Here is a 16,697-nt window from a genome sequence, read left to right on the forward strand (position 1 = left end):
GCGACGCTGGCGCGTCTTATCAGGCCTACAAACCGAGCCGTAGGCCAGATAAGGCGTTCACGCCGCATCCGGCATCTCAATATCAGATCTTACATGCGCCGCTTTCGCAGCCATCGTCCTGAATTGACGGCACCAGATCGTCTTGTGCGTCTTCTGCACCGTCACGGGTGTTCTGATAATACAGCGTTTTAACCCCGAATTTGTAGGCGGTGAGCAGGTCTTTCAGCAGTTGCTGCATCGGCACTTTTCCTGACGGGAAGCGTGACGGATCGTAGTTGGTGTTAGCAGAGATCGACTGATCGATAAATTTCTGCATGATACCCACCAGTTGCAGATAGCCATCGTTACCCGGCATTTCCCACAGCAGTTCATAGGCGTCGTGCAGATGCTCGTAGTCCGGCACCACCTGGCGCAGAATACCGTCTTTCGACGCTTTGATGCTGACGTAACCACGCGGCGGTTCAATACCGTTAGTGGCGTTAGAGATCTGCGAAGAGGTCTCTGACGGCATCAGAGCAGAAAGCGTGGAGTTACGCAGGCCGTGCGTTTTGATTGACTCACGCAGTGCTTCCCAGTCGTAATGCAGCGGCTCATTAGCGATGGCATCCAGATCTTTCTTATAGGTATCGATCGGCAGGATCCCTTTCGCGTAAGTGGTTTCGTTAAACCACGGGCACGCGCCTTGCTCTTTCGCCAGCTCATTAGACGCTTTCAGCAGGTAATACTGAATGGCTTCGAAGGTTTTATGCGTCAGGTTGTTGGCGCTGCCGTCGGAGTAGCGTTTACCGTGCTTCGCCAGGTAGTAAGCGAAGTTGATCACACCAATACCCAGCGTACGACGCCCCATCGCTCCACGTTTAGCGGCCGGGATCGGGTAATCCTGATAATCCAGCAGTGCGTCGAGTGCGCGAACCGCCAGAATTGCCAGCTCTTCCAGTTCATCCAGGCTGTTAATTGCGCCCAGGTTGAAAGCAGACAGCGTACACAGCGCGATTTCACCGTTCTCGTCGTTGACGTCGTTCAGCGGTTTGGTCGGCAGGGCGATTTCCAGGCACAGGTTAGACTGGCGCACTGGCGCGATGACCGGATCAAACGGGCTATGGGTATTGCAGTGGTCAACGTTCTGAATATAGATACGACCGGTAGACGCACGTTCCTGCATCATCAGCGAGAACAGCTCAACGGCTTTCACACGCTGCTTGCGGATGCTGTCGTCTTTCTCATATTTGGTATACAGGCGTTCAAACTCTTCCTGATCGGCGAAGAACGCGTCGTACAACCCCGGTACGTCGGACGGGCTGAACAGAGTGATATCTTCACCTTTCAGCAGACGGGTATACATCAGTTTGTTGATTTGTACCCCGTAGTCCATATGACGCACGCGGTTGCCTTCCACCCCACGGTTGTTTTTCAACACCAGCAGGCTTTCAACTTCCAGATGCCACATCGGGTAGAACAGCGTAGCCGCACCGCCACGCACACCGCCCTGAGAGCAGGATTTCACCGCTGTCTGGAAATGCTTATAGAACGGAATACAACCGGTATGGAACGCTTCGCCACCGCGAATCGGGCTACCCAGCGCACGAATACGCCCGGCGTTGATGCCGATCCCGGCACGCTGGGAAACGTATTTAACAATCGCGCTGGAGGTGGCGTTGATGGAATCCAGGCTGTCGCCGCACTCGATCAGTACGCAGGAGCTGAACTGACGAGTCGGGGTACGCACGCCGGACATGATTGGCGTCGGCAGCGAAATTTTAAATGTGGAAACCGCGTCGTAAAAACGCTTCACGTATTGCAGGCGCGTTTCACGCGGGTAGTTCGAGAACAGGCACGCGGCAACCAGAATATAAAGGAACTGGGCGCTTTCGTAGATTTCGCCGGTCACACGGTTCTGCACCAGATATTTGCCTTCCAGCTGCTTAACGGCAGCATAAGAGAAGGTCATATCACGGTCGTGATCGATAAACGTGTCCATCTGCTTGAACTCTTCTTCCGTGTAGTCTTCCAGCAGATGATTATCGTATTTGCCCATCTCGACCATTTTCACCACGTGGTCGTACAGCGCAGGCGGCTCAAACTGGCCGTAGGCTTTTTTACGCAGGTGGAAGATCGCCAGGCGCGCGGCGAGATACTGATAATCCGGCGCATCACGGGAGATCAGGTCTGCGGCAGCCTTGATAATGGTTTCGTGGATGTCAGAGGTCTTGATACCGTCATAAAACTGAATGTGGGAGCGCAGTTCGACCTGGGAAATCGAAACGTTATGCAGTCCTTCTGCCGCCCAATCCAGAACGCGATGGATTTTGTCGAGATTGATGCGCTCTGTGCTACCGTCGCGCTTTGTCACCAGCAGATTCTGATTCATGTATGTCGTACCTGTTTTTGGAATTCTTTCCGCAATAGTTTCATGCAGACTACCTGTAGTGAGGGAAGCTGCTTAGAACACTATATATAGGGGGTATGTTTGGGATTCACTGCAAGATAGTGTGAAAATGGCCCTCTTGCAAGTGCATAACTTTGTGGATAACTCAGGAAGGAAAAAGTGGCTTTCGCGCACCTTAGGTCAGACAAGGTGTCCGGGAAAGTCAATGGGAAGAGAAAAATTTGTTAAAAATAACTGTTCGGTGATTTCTTGAACGGAAGAATAGGTTAGATAAATTGATATAGATGGTTTATTAATCTTTTGGCTAATGATTGCAAAAATTGATCTAAGCACGAGTCATCACATAATCTGATGTATCAGTTATGGTCAATATATAAGCGAATGTAAGCGATTGTTGATGTCGAAATGGTTGTTTTCTCTTCGGTTGTTGTTAAATGCGAAGCCATTTTGTTAATTTACCTTATATTATAAGAAAATTATTCATTACTTTAATTCAGTTTAAACATAACTGATATCCCTTAAGGTGATTAACTTGAATTATGACGCACTGATATTATTCATGAAATAATAACAAAATAGCCATTGCACCGGGTTGAACAATTTACAAAAGAAAAATAACCCATATCGTATAATGCGATTAAATATGCCGTCTTATAGAAAATGATGGTCAGATTAATATGCGGATTATTTTTCTACGCAAGGAGTATTTATCTTTACTCCCGTCAATGATTGCATCTCTTTTCTCTGTTAACAGTGTCGCGGAGGTTTTGGATTCATGCCAGGGATATGATATCAAAGCGAGTTGTCAGGCCAGCAGGCAAAGCCTTTCAGGCATTACGCAGGACTGGAGCATCGCCGATGGGCAATGGGTGATTTTTTCGGGTATGGCCAATAATGCCAGCGGTGGCGCCGTATTTTTGCAGCAAAGTGCTGAATTTACGATATCACCACAAAATGAAACAGGGATGACCCTGTTTTCTAATAACTCGATTAGTGGCGAATATAATAATGGCGGAGCTATCTTTGCTAAAGAAAACTCAACGATAAATCTTGCGAATGTTATTTTCGACAGTAACGTTGCAGGAGGCTATGGCGGAGCAATCTATTCTGCGGGAACAAACGATGCCGGTGATATGGATTTAAATATCACTAATGCAATATTTGCGAATAATATCGCCAATGATGGTAAAGGTGGCGCTATTTATTCTATCAATAATGATATTTATTTAAGTGATGTCATTTTTGATAATAATCAGGCATATACATCAACCAGCTATAGTGATGGGGACGGCGGTGCCATTGATGTTACGGATAATAGTACGGATAACACACATCTTTCAGGAAAAACGATAATTAATAATACCTCCTTTACCAATAACTATGCAGAAGGTTATGGCGGAGCAATTTATACCAGCAGCACCACATCCCCGTATCTTATTGATATTTCTGTTGATGATAATTATGACCAAAACAATGGTGTGATGATTGATGAAAATAACAGCGCCTCGGGATATGACCATTCGGCGACGGCAGCGGCGGGGGGCTTTATGTATATCGGTCATAGTGTGGCTGAATTTAACATTGCCGCCGATAAAACGCTGGTAATAGGCAATACCAGCAACGATGGCGCGATTGATTCTCTTGCCGGAACGGGAGTCATCGTGAAAGAGGGAGCGGGAGAGTTAGTCCTCAATGCCGACAATAATGCGTTTACCGGCGAGATGAGTATCCAGAATGGCGAGGTGACGCTGGGGCGCAGCGATGAGTTAATGAATGTCGGCGACACGCACTGTCAGAGCGATCCGCAGGATTGCTTTGGTCTGATGGTCGGCAGCACTGTTCATTCTGAGTATCAGGCAGAACTGAATGTTGGCAATACACAACAAACGTTTGTGCACTCATTAACCGGTTTTGCTAATGGCATTTTGAATATCGACGCAGGCGGCAATGTTACCGTAAACCAGGGCGGTTTTTCCGGCTCGATTCAGGGTGAAGGACAGTTGACGGTAGCGCAAGATGGCAGCTATCTCCTGACAGGGGCGCAGTCGATGGCATTAACCGGCGATATTGTGGTGGAAGATAACGCCGTATTGTCGCTGGCGGGGAATCAGGCCGATTTACGGGCAATGCAGAGCGATCCGCAATCGATCGTGCTAAATGGCGGAGTATTGGATCTCTCTGATTTCACCACTTGGGATGGCGATAGCTCATACAATGACGGTCTGCAAATCAGCGGCAGTGGGGGGACAGTGATTGGCAGTAATGATGTCGTTGATATCAGCAGTGGCGATGATTTACATATTGGCGGCAGTGATGCCAGCCAGAATGGCGTTTATGTCGTCATTAATGCGGGGGATCAGCGCGTAACGCTGGCGAATAACAACGGTTATCTCGGTAATACGCAAATCGCCTCCGGTACGCTTGAAGTCAGCGATAATTCGCAATTGGGGGACACAAGTTACAACCGTTCAGTGATCTTCACAGATCCCCAACAACACAGTGAAATGGATGTGACGACTGATGTTGACACTCGCTCGGCTACAACAGGTCAGGGCAGGAATATTGAAATGCGCGCTGATGGCGAAATACACGTTGAGGATGGCGTAGATACGCAATGGGGCGGGTTGATGGCGGATAGTACCGGGCAACAACTGGATAGCGTAAGCACGTTGACTAAAAGTGGCGGCGGGACGCTGGAGTTGACCGCCAGCGGCACTGCGACGTCTGCGGTACGTGTGGAGGACGGAACGCTAAAAGGTGAAGCGGAGAATATTATTCCTTATGTTTCTTCACTGTGGGTGGGGGAAGACGGTGTTTTTGAAACCGGGAAAAATCAGGATATTCGTTCAATCGATGCCACCTCTGGCGGCGATATCGACATAACCGATGGTACTGTGTTGCGATTGACGCAGCAGGATACGAACCAGGCGCTGGATGCCTCGCTGTTTAGCGGCGACGGTACGTTGGTGAATGCCACCGATGGTGTGACGCTGACAGGCGAGCTTAATACCAACCTTGAAACTGACAGCCTGACTTATCTTTCAGACGTGACGGTCAATGGTGATCTAACTAATACTTCCGGTGCTGTCAGTCTGCAAAATGGCGTTGCTGGCGACACGCTCACGGTAAACGGTGATTACACCGGTGGCGGTACGTTGTTTCTCGACAGCGAATTAAACGGCGATGACTCGGCAAGCGACCAACTGGTGTTGAACGGTAATACTGCTGGCAACACGACCGTGGTAATTAATCCCATTACGGGTATTGGTGAGCCGACATCTACGGGCATTAAAGTGGTTGATTTCGTAGCCGATCCAACGCAATTTCAAAACAATGCGCAGTTCAGTCTGGCGGGCAGCGGCTACGTCAATATGGGAGCGTATGACTACACGCTGGTGGAAGATAACAACGACTGGTATCTGCGATCGCAAGAAGTAACGCCACCATCGCCACCTGATCCAGACCCGACTCCAGATCCTGATCCTACGCCGGATCCTGATCCAACACCCGACCCGGCTCCAGCCCCTACGCCTGCCTACCAGCCGGTGCTGAATGCCAAAGTTGGTGGCTATCTCAATAACCTACGTGCGGCAAATCAGGCATTTGTGATGGAGCGACGCGATCACGCTGGTGGCGATGGTCAGACGCTGAATTTACGTGTTATCGGCGGAGATTATCATTACACAGCAGCGGGGCAACTGGCTCAGCATGAAGACACTTCTACGGTGCAGCTTAGCGGCGACTTGTTTAGCGGGCGCTGGGGCATGGATGGCGAGTGGATGCTTGGGGCGGTTGGTGGCTACAGTGATAACCAGGGCGACAGCCGCTCGAATATGACCGGAACTCGCGCCGATAACCAGAACCACGGTTATGCCGTTGGTCTGACCTCAAGCTGGTTCCAGCACGGTAATCAGAAGCAGGGGGCCTGGCTGGATAGCTGGCTGCAATACGCGTGGTTTAACAATGATGTTTCCGAACATGAAGATGGCGCGGATCATTACCACTCATCGGGGATTATCGCCTCGCTGGAAGCCGGGTATCAGTGGTTACCGGGGCATGGAGTGGTGATTGAACCACAGGCGCAGGTGATTTATCAGGGCGTGCAGCAGGATGATTTCACCGCTGCTAACCATGCGCGGGTGTCACAATCGCAGGGTGATGATATTCAAACGCGGCTGGGTTTACACAGCGAATGGCGTACCGCGGTTGGTGTCATACCAACATTAGATCTGAATTATTATCACGATCCCCATGCGACGGAAATTGAAGAAGATGGCAGCACTATCAGTGACGATGCGGTGAAGCAACGGGGTGAAATAAAAGTGGGAATAACGGGCAATATCAGTCAGCGAGTTTCGCTGCGTGGTAGCGTGGCGTGGCAGAAAGGGAGTGATGATTTTGCCCAGACGGCAGGGTTTTTGTCGATGACAGTGAAATGGTAATCGCTGTCTGACCGGCACTGTTGCCGGATGCGGCGTAAACGCCTTATCTGGCCTACGGGAGCATTTGTAGGCCTGATAAGACGCGGCAAGCGTCGCATCAGGCTTGGCTCGGTCGTCGGATGAATCCAAACAACAACCTCACTTATTCTGCGTATGCAGCATATAGTTCACATCAACGCCGGGGCCGAGCTTAAAGGAATTAGTTATAGGGTTGTAATGCAGCCCGGTCATATGCCGTTCTTTAAGACTGGTCTGATCCACCCAGCCCAGCAATTCTGCCGGTTTAATAAACTTCTTCACATCATGTGTACCTTTAGGCACCATGCGCAAAATATATTCAGCACCAACCACCGCCATCAGCCATGACTTGCCGTTGCGGTTGAGCGTCGAGAAAAAGACATCGCCGCCCGGTTTCACCAGTTGCGCACAGGCTCTGACCACTGACTGAGGATCGGGGACGTGCTCCAGCATCTCCATGCAGGTCACCACATCATACTGCCCGGCATGTTTTGCCGCGTGCTCTTCCACGGTTTCCTGCACGTAATCCACCTGAATGCCGCTTTCCAGTGCGTGCAGTTTTGCCACCTGCAATGGCTCAAAGCCCATATCCAGACCGGTCACCGTCGCACCTTCGCGCGCCATACTCTCGGCCAGAATGCCGCCGCCACAACCGACATCGAGCACCTTTTTGCCAAATAAACCGCCAGCACGCTCGGCAATATAGCCCAGACGCAGCGGGTTAATACGGTGCAGCGGTTTGAACTCACCTTCCAGATCCCACCAGCGGGAGGCGACGGCTTCAAATTTAGCGATCTCTTCGTGGTCTACGTTATTGTTTTTAAGGAGATTTTCAGTGTTCATTGTTACATAAGAGTCTATAAAGGTTGTCGGGCAGTATAGCAGGTGAAAAGTGCCAGTGTTATAAACTCATTCACATTTTACTGTGTAGATAACGAGAGAATTTTTCGTGCGCGCTCGGTAAATCCACTACTTACGTGATGAGTAATAAAATTACAAACACCTTCAACGTTATTATTTTTTAGCATATCTAAAATAGTCGCATGGCCACGATTTGAATTGGTGATATATTCCGTAGTGAAATCCAGTCGATAACGGATAGCAAGTAAACGTGCGGATATCAATTGGTGTGCCTGAGAGATGTATTTATTATCAGCGTATTTAACAAACACATAATGAAAATCATGATCCAGTTTAAGATAAGCCTGAGTATCGCGCTCGGCATTAATTTTTGCTGATTTTGATAGTATACTATTTAGTTCAATGATGACATTGTTTGCATTCTTTTCCATTGCTTCACTAATTGCACCCTACTCCAGAATTACTCGCATTTTTATGAGGTCATTAATATCTTTATCTGTTACGGAAAAAACGAATGTTCCGCTGCGTGGAATGATATTGATCAGATTTTCATTGTGACTAAGTAAAATAAAAGCTTCACGAATAGGTGTTTTACTTACCGCCAGAATATTCGAAAGTTCATTTTCACTTATCGGTTGCCCAAGACTGAGATCGCCATGAATTATCATATCCCTGATTTTTTCTTTGATGACCTGTGTTACGGATTTTGGTATCTCAATTGATATGTGACTTAAGTCACGTTTCGCTTTATCTCTCATTCCTTTGCCCCTTATTAAGCTGCTGGTCCATTATATGTAATCATTTTATCAATGAAGGTATCTAATATATCAGATATGACAAAAATGATATATCTTATTGTTGTAGCTTAGTGTTTCAATCAATGATCAAGCTGATATATCAGATATAACACATCACCTTTTGAACTGGATTATTTTTTACGTAATATCCACTTCGGGCAGTACTCTTATTCATTGAACCACAAAAGGTGAAACAAAATGAGCAGTCCTCAGAAAGATTTGTATGACGCCATTTCTATTGTGAAAAGGAAGATTATTCCGTTAGCATTTATTCTGTATTTTTTAACTATATGGATCGTGTTAACATCGGATTTGCCGCTTTACGCATGAATGAATCCCTTGGTATTACACCAGAGGATTTTGCTAATATATCTTCAATATTTTTTGTGTCCTATTTGATTTTTCAAATTCCGAGCAGTATTGGGTTGCAAAAGTTAGGTGCAAGAAAATGGATTAGCGCCATTATTGTTGGTTGGGGAACAGTAACAACGTTAATTTTCTTTGCCAAAGACACCCAGCATATATTGCTCGCTCGGGTCTTTTTGGGAATATTTGAAGCGGGGTTTTTCCCTGGCATGGTTTACTACCTGGCATGTTGGTTCCCGGCGCGTGAACGTGGAAAAGTGAATAGCTTTTTTATGTTATCAATCGCAGTTGCATCTGTGCTGGCGGCACCAATGTCTGGTTGGATTATTGAACATATGAATACCGGTAACTATGAAGGATGGCGCTGGCTTTTTGCTATTGAAGGCATTCCTACGGTGTTATTGGGGGCGCTGACCTTTTATTTACTGCCAGATCGTCCGGAAAAAGCCCGCTGGCTTACACCATCGCAAGTCACCGCATTGGTCGATAAACTTAATTCTGATAACGAAAAAGCCGCAGCATTAAATAAAAATACAAATGCATCTTTTCTGTCAATCATTAAAAATCCAGTATTACTACAACTCTCATTTGCTTATATGTTTATTCAGGCAGCGGCGTTGGCGGCAAATTACTGGTTACCGGGGTTGGTTAAAGGATTTTCATCGGATTTCACAGATACCGATGTCGGTTTGATTATGAGTATTCCGTTTATTTTCGCGATGTTCAGTATGCCATTATGGGGATGGCATTCCGATAAAAAGAATGAAAGGAAATGGCATGCCGCACTACCGATGTTGGTTGCAGGTTGCGGTTTTTTAATGATCGCACTTGTACCTTCGATGACGCTGCGCATGATGGGATTAACATTATACGGTGTAGGCATTCTCAGTTATTACGGTCCGTACTGGGCTTTACCCTCAGCTTTACTTTCACCATCAGGCCTGGCAATCAGTATTGCGTTTATTAACTCTTGTTCAAGTTTGGGTGGTTTTCTGATCAATAAATCACTTGGCTATGTTTCTACACATTATGGAGCCACGGGGATATTTATTGTTGAGGCGATTCTTTGCTTTATCGCCGTAGCTATTTTGTTATCAATGAAAATTGATAATAAAAAAGATAACGCCCAGAAAGACAATGTTATTTCACATGCTAAATAAATGAGGTTATTTATGAAGATTACATCTGTAGAAATTTTTGACTGCGAACTCAAAAAAAGAGATCAAACTATGGCCTCTTATAATCCAGTACTTATTCGGGTTAATACCGATGCTGGAATAAGTGGTGTTGGCGAAGTAGGATTAGCCTATGGTGCAGGTGCAAAATCTGGTGTTGGTATTATCAGAGATTTAGCCCCTCTCATCATTGGTGAAGATCCGTTGAACATTGAGAAGATTTGGGAATTCCTCTTCAGGAAAACATTTTGGGGAATGGGCGGTGGTAATGTTTTTTACGCAGGTATGAGCGCTATTGATATTGCCTTATGGGATATTAAAGGTAAATATTTAAACGTGCCGGTTTATCAACTACTGGGGGGAAAGACTAACGATAAATTGAGAACTTACGCCAGTCAGTTACAATTTGGTTGGGGCGAAAAAAGGCAAATATTAGTAACGCCTGAAGAGTATGCAGAGGCAGCGCGTGCCGCTATTGCAGAAGGTTATAATGCGATAAAAGTTGATCCGCTTGAAATCGATCTGCATGGCGGCGATTGTGTCTTTCAGAACAAAAATAGAAATTACTCTGGCTTATTACTGGCCGAACAATTAAAAATGGGCGAGGCAAGAATTGCCGCTATGCGTGAAGCAATGGGCGACGATGCTGATATTATTGTAGAGATTCATTCTCTTCTAGGAACAAATTCAGCGATCCAGTTTGCCAAAGCAATAGAGAAATATCGTATTTTTCTCTATGAGGAGCCAATTCATCCATTAAATTCGGATAATATGCAGAAAGTTGCCCGTTCAACATCGATTCCGATAGCAACAGGTGAGCGTTCTTATACTCGCTGGGGATATCGTGATTTACTGGAAAAACAATCAATTGCGGTAGCTCAACCTGATTTGTGTCTTTGTGGTGGCATTACAGAGGGAAAGAAAATTTGTGATTATGCCAATATATATGACACAACCGTTCAGGTACATGTTTGTGGCGGGCCTGTTTCAACAGTAGCGGCGCTGCATATGGAAACTGCAATACCTAACTTTATTATTCATGAACATCATACCAATGCGATGAAAGCATGTATTCGGGAACTTTGTACTTACGATTATCAACCCGAGAATGGCTATTATGTCGCGCCAGAGTTGCCTGGGCTTGGTCAGGAATTAAACGATGAAATCGTACAACAATATCTTGCCTATGTGATCAAATAACGGCGATTTATATACTCTAAATAATTCGAGTTGCAGGAAGGCGACAAGCGAGTGAATCCCCAGGAGCTTACATAAGTAAGTGACTGGGGTGAGCGAACGCAGACGCAGCACATGCAACTTGAAGTATGACGAGTATAGCCATTATTTCTGGTGTTTATTGAGGCACAGGAAGCGTGTTGCGGTCTTTGTTCCTTTGTCGTTCACCGCCAGCGCGATGTGTGCTGGCGGTGGGGTAAAACGCAGTAGATCTACAGCGCCCGGAAGCCTGCATTACGTTTACCCGTCCGCAAGCGATTGTGTTATAATCTCCGACCTTTGAATCCGGGATACAGTAGAGGGATAGCGGTTAGATGAGCGACCTTGCGAGAGAAATTACACCGGTCAACATTGAGGAAGAGCTGAAGAGCTCCTATCTGGATTATGCGATGTCGGTCATTGTTGGCCGTGCGCTGCCAGATGTCCGAGATGGCCTGAAGCCGGTACACCGTCGCGTACTTTACGCCATGAACGTACTAGGCAATGACTGGAACAAAGCCTATAAAAAATCTGCCCGTGTCGTTGGTGACGTAATCGGTAAATACCATCCCCATGGTGACTCGGCGGTTTATGACACGATCGTCCGTATGGCGCAGCCATTCTCGCTGCGTTACATGCTGGTAGACGGTCAGGGTAACTTCGGTTCCATCGACGGCGACTCTGCGGCGGCAATGCGTTATACGGAAATCCGTCTGGCGAAAATTGCCCATGAACTGATGGCCGATCTCGAAAAAGAGACGGTCGATTTCGTTGATAACTATGACGGCACGGAAAAAATTCCGGACGTCATGCCAACCAAAATTCCTAACCTGCTGGTGAACGGTTCTTCCGGTATCGCCGTAGGTATGGCAACCAACATCCCGCCGCACAACCTGACGGAAGTCATCAACGGTTGTCTGGCGTATATCGATGATGAAGACATCAGCATTGAAGGGCTGATGGAACACATCCCGGGGCCGGACTTCCCGACGGCGGCAATCATTAACGGTCGTCGCGGTATTGAAGAAGCTTACCGTACCGGTCGTGGCAAGGTATATATCCGCGCCCGTGCCGAAGTGGAAGTTGACGCCAAAACCGGACGTGAAACCATTATCGTCCACGAAATTCCGTATCAGGTGAACAAAGCTCGCCTGATCGAAAAAATTGCGGAACTGGTAAAAGAAAAACGCGTGGAAGGCATCAGCGCGTTGCGTGATGAGTCTGACAAAGACGGTATGCGCATCGTGATTGAAGTGAAACGCGATGCGGTCGGTGAAGTTGTGCTTAACAACCTCTACTCCCAGACCCAGTTGCAGGTTTCTTTCGGTATCAACATGGTGGCATTGCACCATGGTCAGCCGAAGATCATGAACCTGAAAGACATCATCGCGGCGTTTGTTCGTCACCGCCGTGAAGTGGTGACCCGTCGTACTATTTTCGAACTGCGTAAAGCGCGCGATCGTGCTCATATCCTTGAAGCATTAGCCGTCGCGCTGGCAAACATTGACCCGATCATCGAACTGATCCGTCATGCGCCGACGCCTGCAGAAGCGAAAACGGCGCTGGTTGCTAATCCGTGGCAGCTGGGCAACGTTGCCGCGATGCTGGAACGAGCCGGCGACGATGCTGCGCGTCCGGAATGGCTGGAGCCAGAGTTCGGCGTGCGTGACGGTCTGTACTACCTGACCGAACAGCAAGCTCAGGCGATTCTGGATCTGCGTTTGCAGAAACTGACCGGCCTTGAGCACGAAAAACTGCTCGACGAATACAAAGAGCTGCTGGATCAGATCGCGGAACTGTTGCGTATTCTTGGTAGCGCCGATCGTCTGATGGAAGTGATCCGCGAAGAGCTGGAGCTGGTTCGTGAACAGTTCGGTGACAAACGTCGTACTGAAATCACCGCCAACAGCGCAGACATCAACCTGGAAGATCTGATCACCCAGGAAGATGTGGTCGTGACGCTCTCTCACCAGGGCTACGTTAAATATCAGCCGCTTTCTGAATACGAAGCGCAGCGTCGTGGCGGGAAAGGTAAATCTGCCGCACGTATTAAAGAAGAAGACTTTATCGACCGACTGCTGGTGGCGAATACCCACGACCATATTCTGTGCTTCTCCAGCCGTGGTCGCGTCTATTCGATGAAGGTTTACCAGTTGCCAGAAGCTACTCGTGGCGCGCGCGGTCGTCCGATCGTCAACCTGCTGCCGCTGGAGCAGGACGAACGTATCACCGCGATCCTGCCGGTGACCGAGTTTGAAGAAGGCGTGAAAGTCTTCATGGCCACCGCTAACGGTACCGTGAAGAAAACTGTCCTCACCGAATTCAACCGTCTGCGTACCGCCGGTAAAGTGGCGATCAAACTGGTTGATGGCGATGAGCTGATCGGCGTTGACCTGACCAGCGGCGAAGATGAAGTAATGCTGTTCTCCGCCGAAGGTAAAGTGGTGCGCTTTAAAGAGTCTTCTGTCCGTGCGATGGGCTGCAACACCACCGGTGTTCGCGGTATTCGTTTAGGCGAAGGCGATAAAGTTGTCTCTCTAATCGTGCCTCGTGGCGATGGTGCAATCCTCACCGCAACGCAGAACGGTTATGGTAAACGTACCGCGGTGGCGGAATACCCAACCAAGTCGCGTGCGACGAAAGGGGTTATCTCCATCAAGGTTACCGAACGTAACGGTTTAGTGGTTGGCGCGGTGCAGGTAGATGACTGCGACCAGATCATGATGATCACCGATGCCGGTACGCTGGTACGTACTCGCGTTTCAGAAATCAGCATCGTGGGCCGTAACACCCAGGGCGTGATCCTCATCCGTACTGCGGAAGATGAAAACGTAGTGGGTCTGCAACGTGTTGCTGAACCGGTTGACGAGGAAGATCTGGATACCATCGACGGCAGTGCCGCGGAAGGGGACGATGAAATCGCTCCGGAAGTGGACGTTGACGACGAGCCAGAAGAAGAATAATTTTACGTCTTCATGCCAAAAGGGAGATATCTCCCTTGTTTGAATTGAAAAGTCCAGGCTGCAAAGTCTGGGCTTTTGTCGTATTAGGGCGCGGTAAAGTTTTGCTGTGCTCGTAAAAAATGGCTGGCTTTACACAAGGAATGTGGCAATGAGTGGTGAAAAAAAGGCGAAAGGCTGGCGGTTCTATGGTCTTGTAGGTTTGGGCGCAATAGTACTGCTTTCCGCTGGCGTCTGGGCGTTGCAATATGCTGGCAGTGGGCCAGAAAAAACGTTGTCGCCGCTGGTGGTGCACAACAATCTGCAAATCGATCTCAATGAGCCGGACCTCTTTCTCGACAGCGACTCTCTGAGCCAGCTTCCCAAAGACCTCCTTACCATTCCGTTTCTCCACGATGTTCTGAGTGAAGATTTCGTTTTCTATTATCAGAATCATGCCGATCGTCTGGGCATTGAAGGCAGCATTCGCCGCATTGTCTACGAACACGATCTCACACTAATAGATAAGCTCTTTTCGTCACTCTTAGATCAGCCCGCGCAGGCGGCGCTATGGCACGATAAACAAGGCCATCTTTCTCATTATATGGTGCTGATCCAGCGAAGTGGTTTAAGCAAGCTGCTGGAGCCATTGCTGTTTGCCGCTACCAGCGACAGCCAGTTAAGTAAAACGGAAATCAGTAGTATTAAGCTAAATAGTGAAACCATCCCGGTTTATCAGTTGCGCTATAACGGCAATAACGCCCTGATGTTCGCAACATATCAGGACAAGATGCTGGTATTTTCCAGCACGGATATGCTGTTTAAAGATGATCAGCAGGATACCGAAGCCGCGGCAATCGCAAGTGATTTGTTAAGTGGTAAGAAACGCTGGGAAACCAGTTTTGGTCTGGAAGAGCGTACTGCCGAAAAAACGCCAGTACGCCAGCGCATCGTGGTCAGTGCAAATTTGCTGGGTTTTGGCTACCAGCGATTAATGCCTTCTTTTGCTGGTGTGCGCTTCGAAATGAGCAACGACGGCTGGCACAGTTTTCTGGCGTTAAATGATGAATCCGCAAGCGTAGATGCCAGTTTCGATTTTACGCCGGTATGGAACAGTATGCCTGCAGGGGCCAGCTTCTGTGTGGCGGTGCCTTATTCACATGGTATTGCTGAAGAGATGCTTTCCCACATCAGCCAGGAAAACGACAAGCTCAACGGGGCGTTAGACGGTGGCGCGGGGCTGTGCTGGTATGAAGATTCAAAATTGCAAACTCCGCTGTTTGTCGGTCAGTTTGATGGTTCTGCCGAACAAGTGCAATTGCCAGGAAAACTGTTTACGCAAAATATTGGTGCGCACGAAAGCAAAGCGCCAGAAGGTGTTTTGCCGGTAAACCAGACTCAGCAGGGCGAAGCGCAAATCTGGCGTCGCGAAGTGAGTTCCCGATACGGCCAGTATCCGAAAGCGCAGGCGGCGCAACCCGATCAATTAATGTCGGATTATTTTTTCCGCGTGTCGCTGGCGATGCAAAACAAAACGCTGCTTTTCTCCCTCGATGACACGCTGGTTAATAACGCGCTGCAAACACTGAATAAAACCCGCCCGGCAATGGTGGATGTGATACCCACTGACGGCATCGTTCCGCTCTATATCAATCCACAAGGCGTGGCGAAACTGCTGCGTAACGAAACGCTGACCAGTTTGCCGAAGAATCTCGAACCGGTTTTTTATAATGCCGCACAAACTTTATTAATGCCGAAGCTGGACGCTTTATCTCAACAACCGCGTTATGTCATGAAGCTGGCACAGATGGAACCCGGTGCCGCCTGGCAGTGGCTACCCATAACCTGGCAGCCGCTATGAGGCACGGACTGCTGGCGCTGATTTGCTGGCTGTGTTGTGTTGTTGCCCATAGCGAAATGCTGAATGTCGAACAATCCGGGCTGTTTCGCGCGTGGTTTGTACGCATTGCACAGGAACAGCTCCGCCAGGGGCCAAGTCCGCGCTGGTATCAGCAGGATTGTGCGGGCCTGGTGCGATTTTCGGCGAACGAGGCGCTGAAAATTCACGACAGCAAATGGCTAAAAAGTAACGGTATAGCAAGTCAATATTTGCCGCCTGAAATGACGCTAACACCTGAACAGCGTCAACTGGCGCAAAACTGGAATCAGGGGAACGGAAAAACTGGCCCCTATGTGACCGCGATTAATTTGATTCAGTACAACAGCCAATTTATTGGCCAGGACATAAACCAGGCGCTGCCTGGCGATATGATTTTTTTCGATCAGGGCGATGCCCAGCACTTAATGGTTTGGATGGGGCGTTACGTCATCTACCACACCGGAAGCGCCACGAAAACTGACAACGGAATGCGCGCAGTCAGTCTGCAACAACTTATGACATGGAAGGACACCCGATGGATACCCAACGATTCCAATCCCAATTTCATTGGCATTTATCGTTTAAATTTTCTGGCGCGATAGCAGCGTGCTTTTGCCTG

The 16,697-nt window shown here is 48.3% G+C and carries 8 protein-coding genes and 2 pseudogenes; 7 read left to right on the plus strand and 3 right to left on the minus strand.

Annotation, left to right across the window (positions count from 1 at the left end; translation table 11 throughout):
* Positions 1-82 precede the first annotated feature (82 nt).
* Entirely contained in the window at positions 83-2,368 is a 2,286-nt protein-coding gene (gene nrdA / locus ACJHX7_RS07865) for a class 1a ribonucleoside-diphosphate reductase subunit alpha (RefSeq protein ID WP_001539150.1), read from the minus strand.
* A gap of 127 nt (positions 2,369-2,495) precedes the next feature.
* On the opposite strand from nrdA, the gene ypaB reads away from it, so the two are divergent.
* Complete coding sequence (gene ypaB / locus ACJHX7_RS07870; RefSeq protein ID WP_269217359.1) at positions 2,496-2,639, plus strand: protein YpaB; 144 nt, start codon at positions 2,496-2,498, stop codon at positions 2,637-2,639.
* Between the two features lie 424 nt (positions 2,640-3,063).
* Positions 3,064-6,828 (plus strand): AIDA-I family autotransporter adhesin YfaL/EhaC, encoded by a 3,765-nt coding sequence (gene yfaL, locus ACJHX7_RS07875; RefSeq protein WP_410231552.1) that lies wholly within the window; start codon positions 3,064-3,066, stop codon positions 6,826-6,828.
* A gap of 138 nt (positions 6,829-6,966) precedes the next feature.
* Here yfaL and ubiG read toward each other — a convergent pair whose 3' ends face one another.
* Together ubiG and ACJHX7_RS07885 are read right to left on the minus strand one after the other, a co-directional pair.
* On the minus strand, positions 6,967-7,689 hold the full coding sequence (gene ubiG, locus ACJHX7_RS07880; RefSeq protein ID WP_001091058.1) for a bifunctional 2-polyprenyl-6-hydroxyphenol methylase/3-demethylubiquinol 3-O-methyltransferase UbiG: 723 nt from the start codon (positions 7,687-7,689) through the stop codon (positions 6,967-6,969).
* Positions 7,690-7,766: 77 nt separating this feature from the next.
* Positions 7,767-8,509: pseudogene (locus ACJHX7_RS07885) on the minus strand (GntR family transcriptional regulator).
* Between the two features lie 193 nt (positions 8,510-8,702).
* Between ACJHX7_RS07885 and ACJHX7_RS07890 the strand changes: the two are divergent.
* The 5 genes and pseudogenes from ACJHX7_RS07890 to ACJHX7_RS07910 all read left to right on the plus strand — a co-directional run bounded on the left by ACJHX7_RS07890 (position 8,703) and on the right by ACJHX7_RS07910 (position 16,680).
* Positions 8,703-10,030 (plus strand): annotated as a pseudogene (locus ACJHX7_RS07890) (MFS transporter).
* 12 nt (positions 10,031-10,042) lie between these two features.
* Positions 10,043-11,245 carry a mandelate racemase/muconate lactonizing enzyme family protein gene (locus ACJHX7_RS07895; RefSeq protein WP_001571680.1) on the plus strand — a complete coding sequence of 401 codons (1,203 nt, stop codon included), beginning with the start codon at positions 10,043-10,045 and terminating at the stop codon, positions 11,243-11,245.
* Between the two features lie 350 nt (positions 11,246-11,595).
* Positions 11,596-14,223: a DNA topoisomerase (ATP-hydrolyzing) subunit A gene (gene gyrA / locus ACJHX7_RS07900; protein ID WP_001281242.1), complete on the plus strand. Its 2,628-nt coding sequence runs from the start codon at positions 11,596-11,598 to the stop codon at positions 14,221-14,223.
* 148 nt (positions 14,224-14,371) lie between these two features.
* A complete protein-coding gene (locus ACJHX7_RS07905; protein ID WP_094029695.1) occupies positions 14,372-16,060 on the plus strand; it encodes a DUF2138 domain-containing protein in 1,689 nt (562 codons plus the stop codon).
* The gene (locus tag ACJHX7_RS07910; RefSeq protein WP_001322734.1) at positions 16,057-16,680 is read left to right on the plus strand and encodes a DUF1175 domain-containing protein; all 624 of its coding nucleotides are present in this window, start codon (positions 16,057-16,059) and stop codon (positions 16,678-16,680) included. Before ACJHX7_RS07905 ends, ACJHX7_RS07910 begins: the two co-directional genes overlap by 4 nt.
* Positions 16,681-16,697: the final 17 nt, after the last annotated feature.

Source organism: Escherichia sp. WS1451, from assembly GCF_046487365.1.
GTDB lineage: Bacteria > Pseudomonadota > Gammaproteobacteria > Enterobacterales > Enterobacteriaceae > Escherichia > Escherichia coli.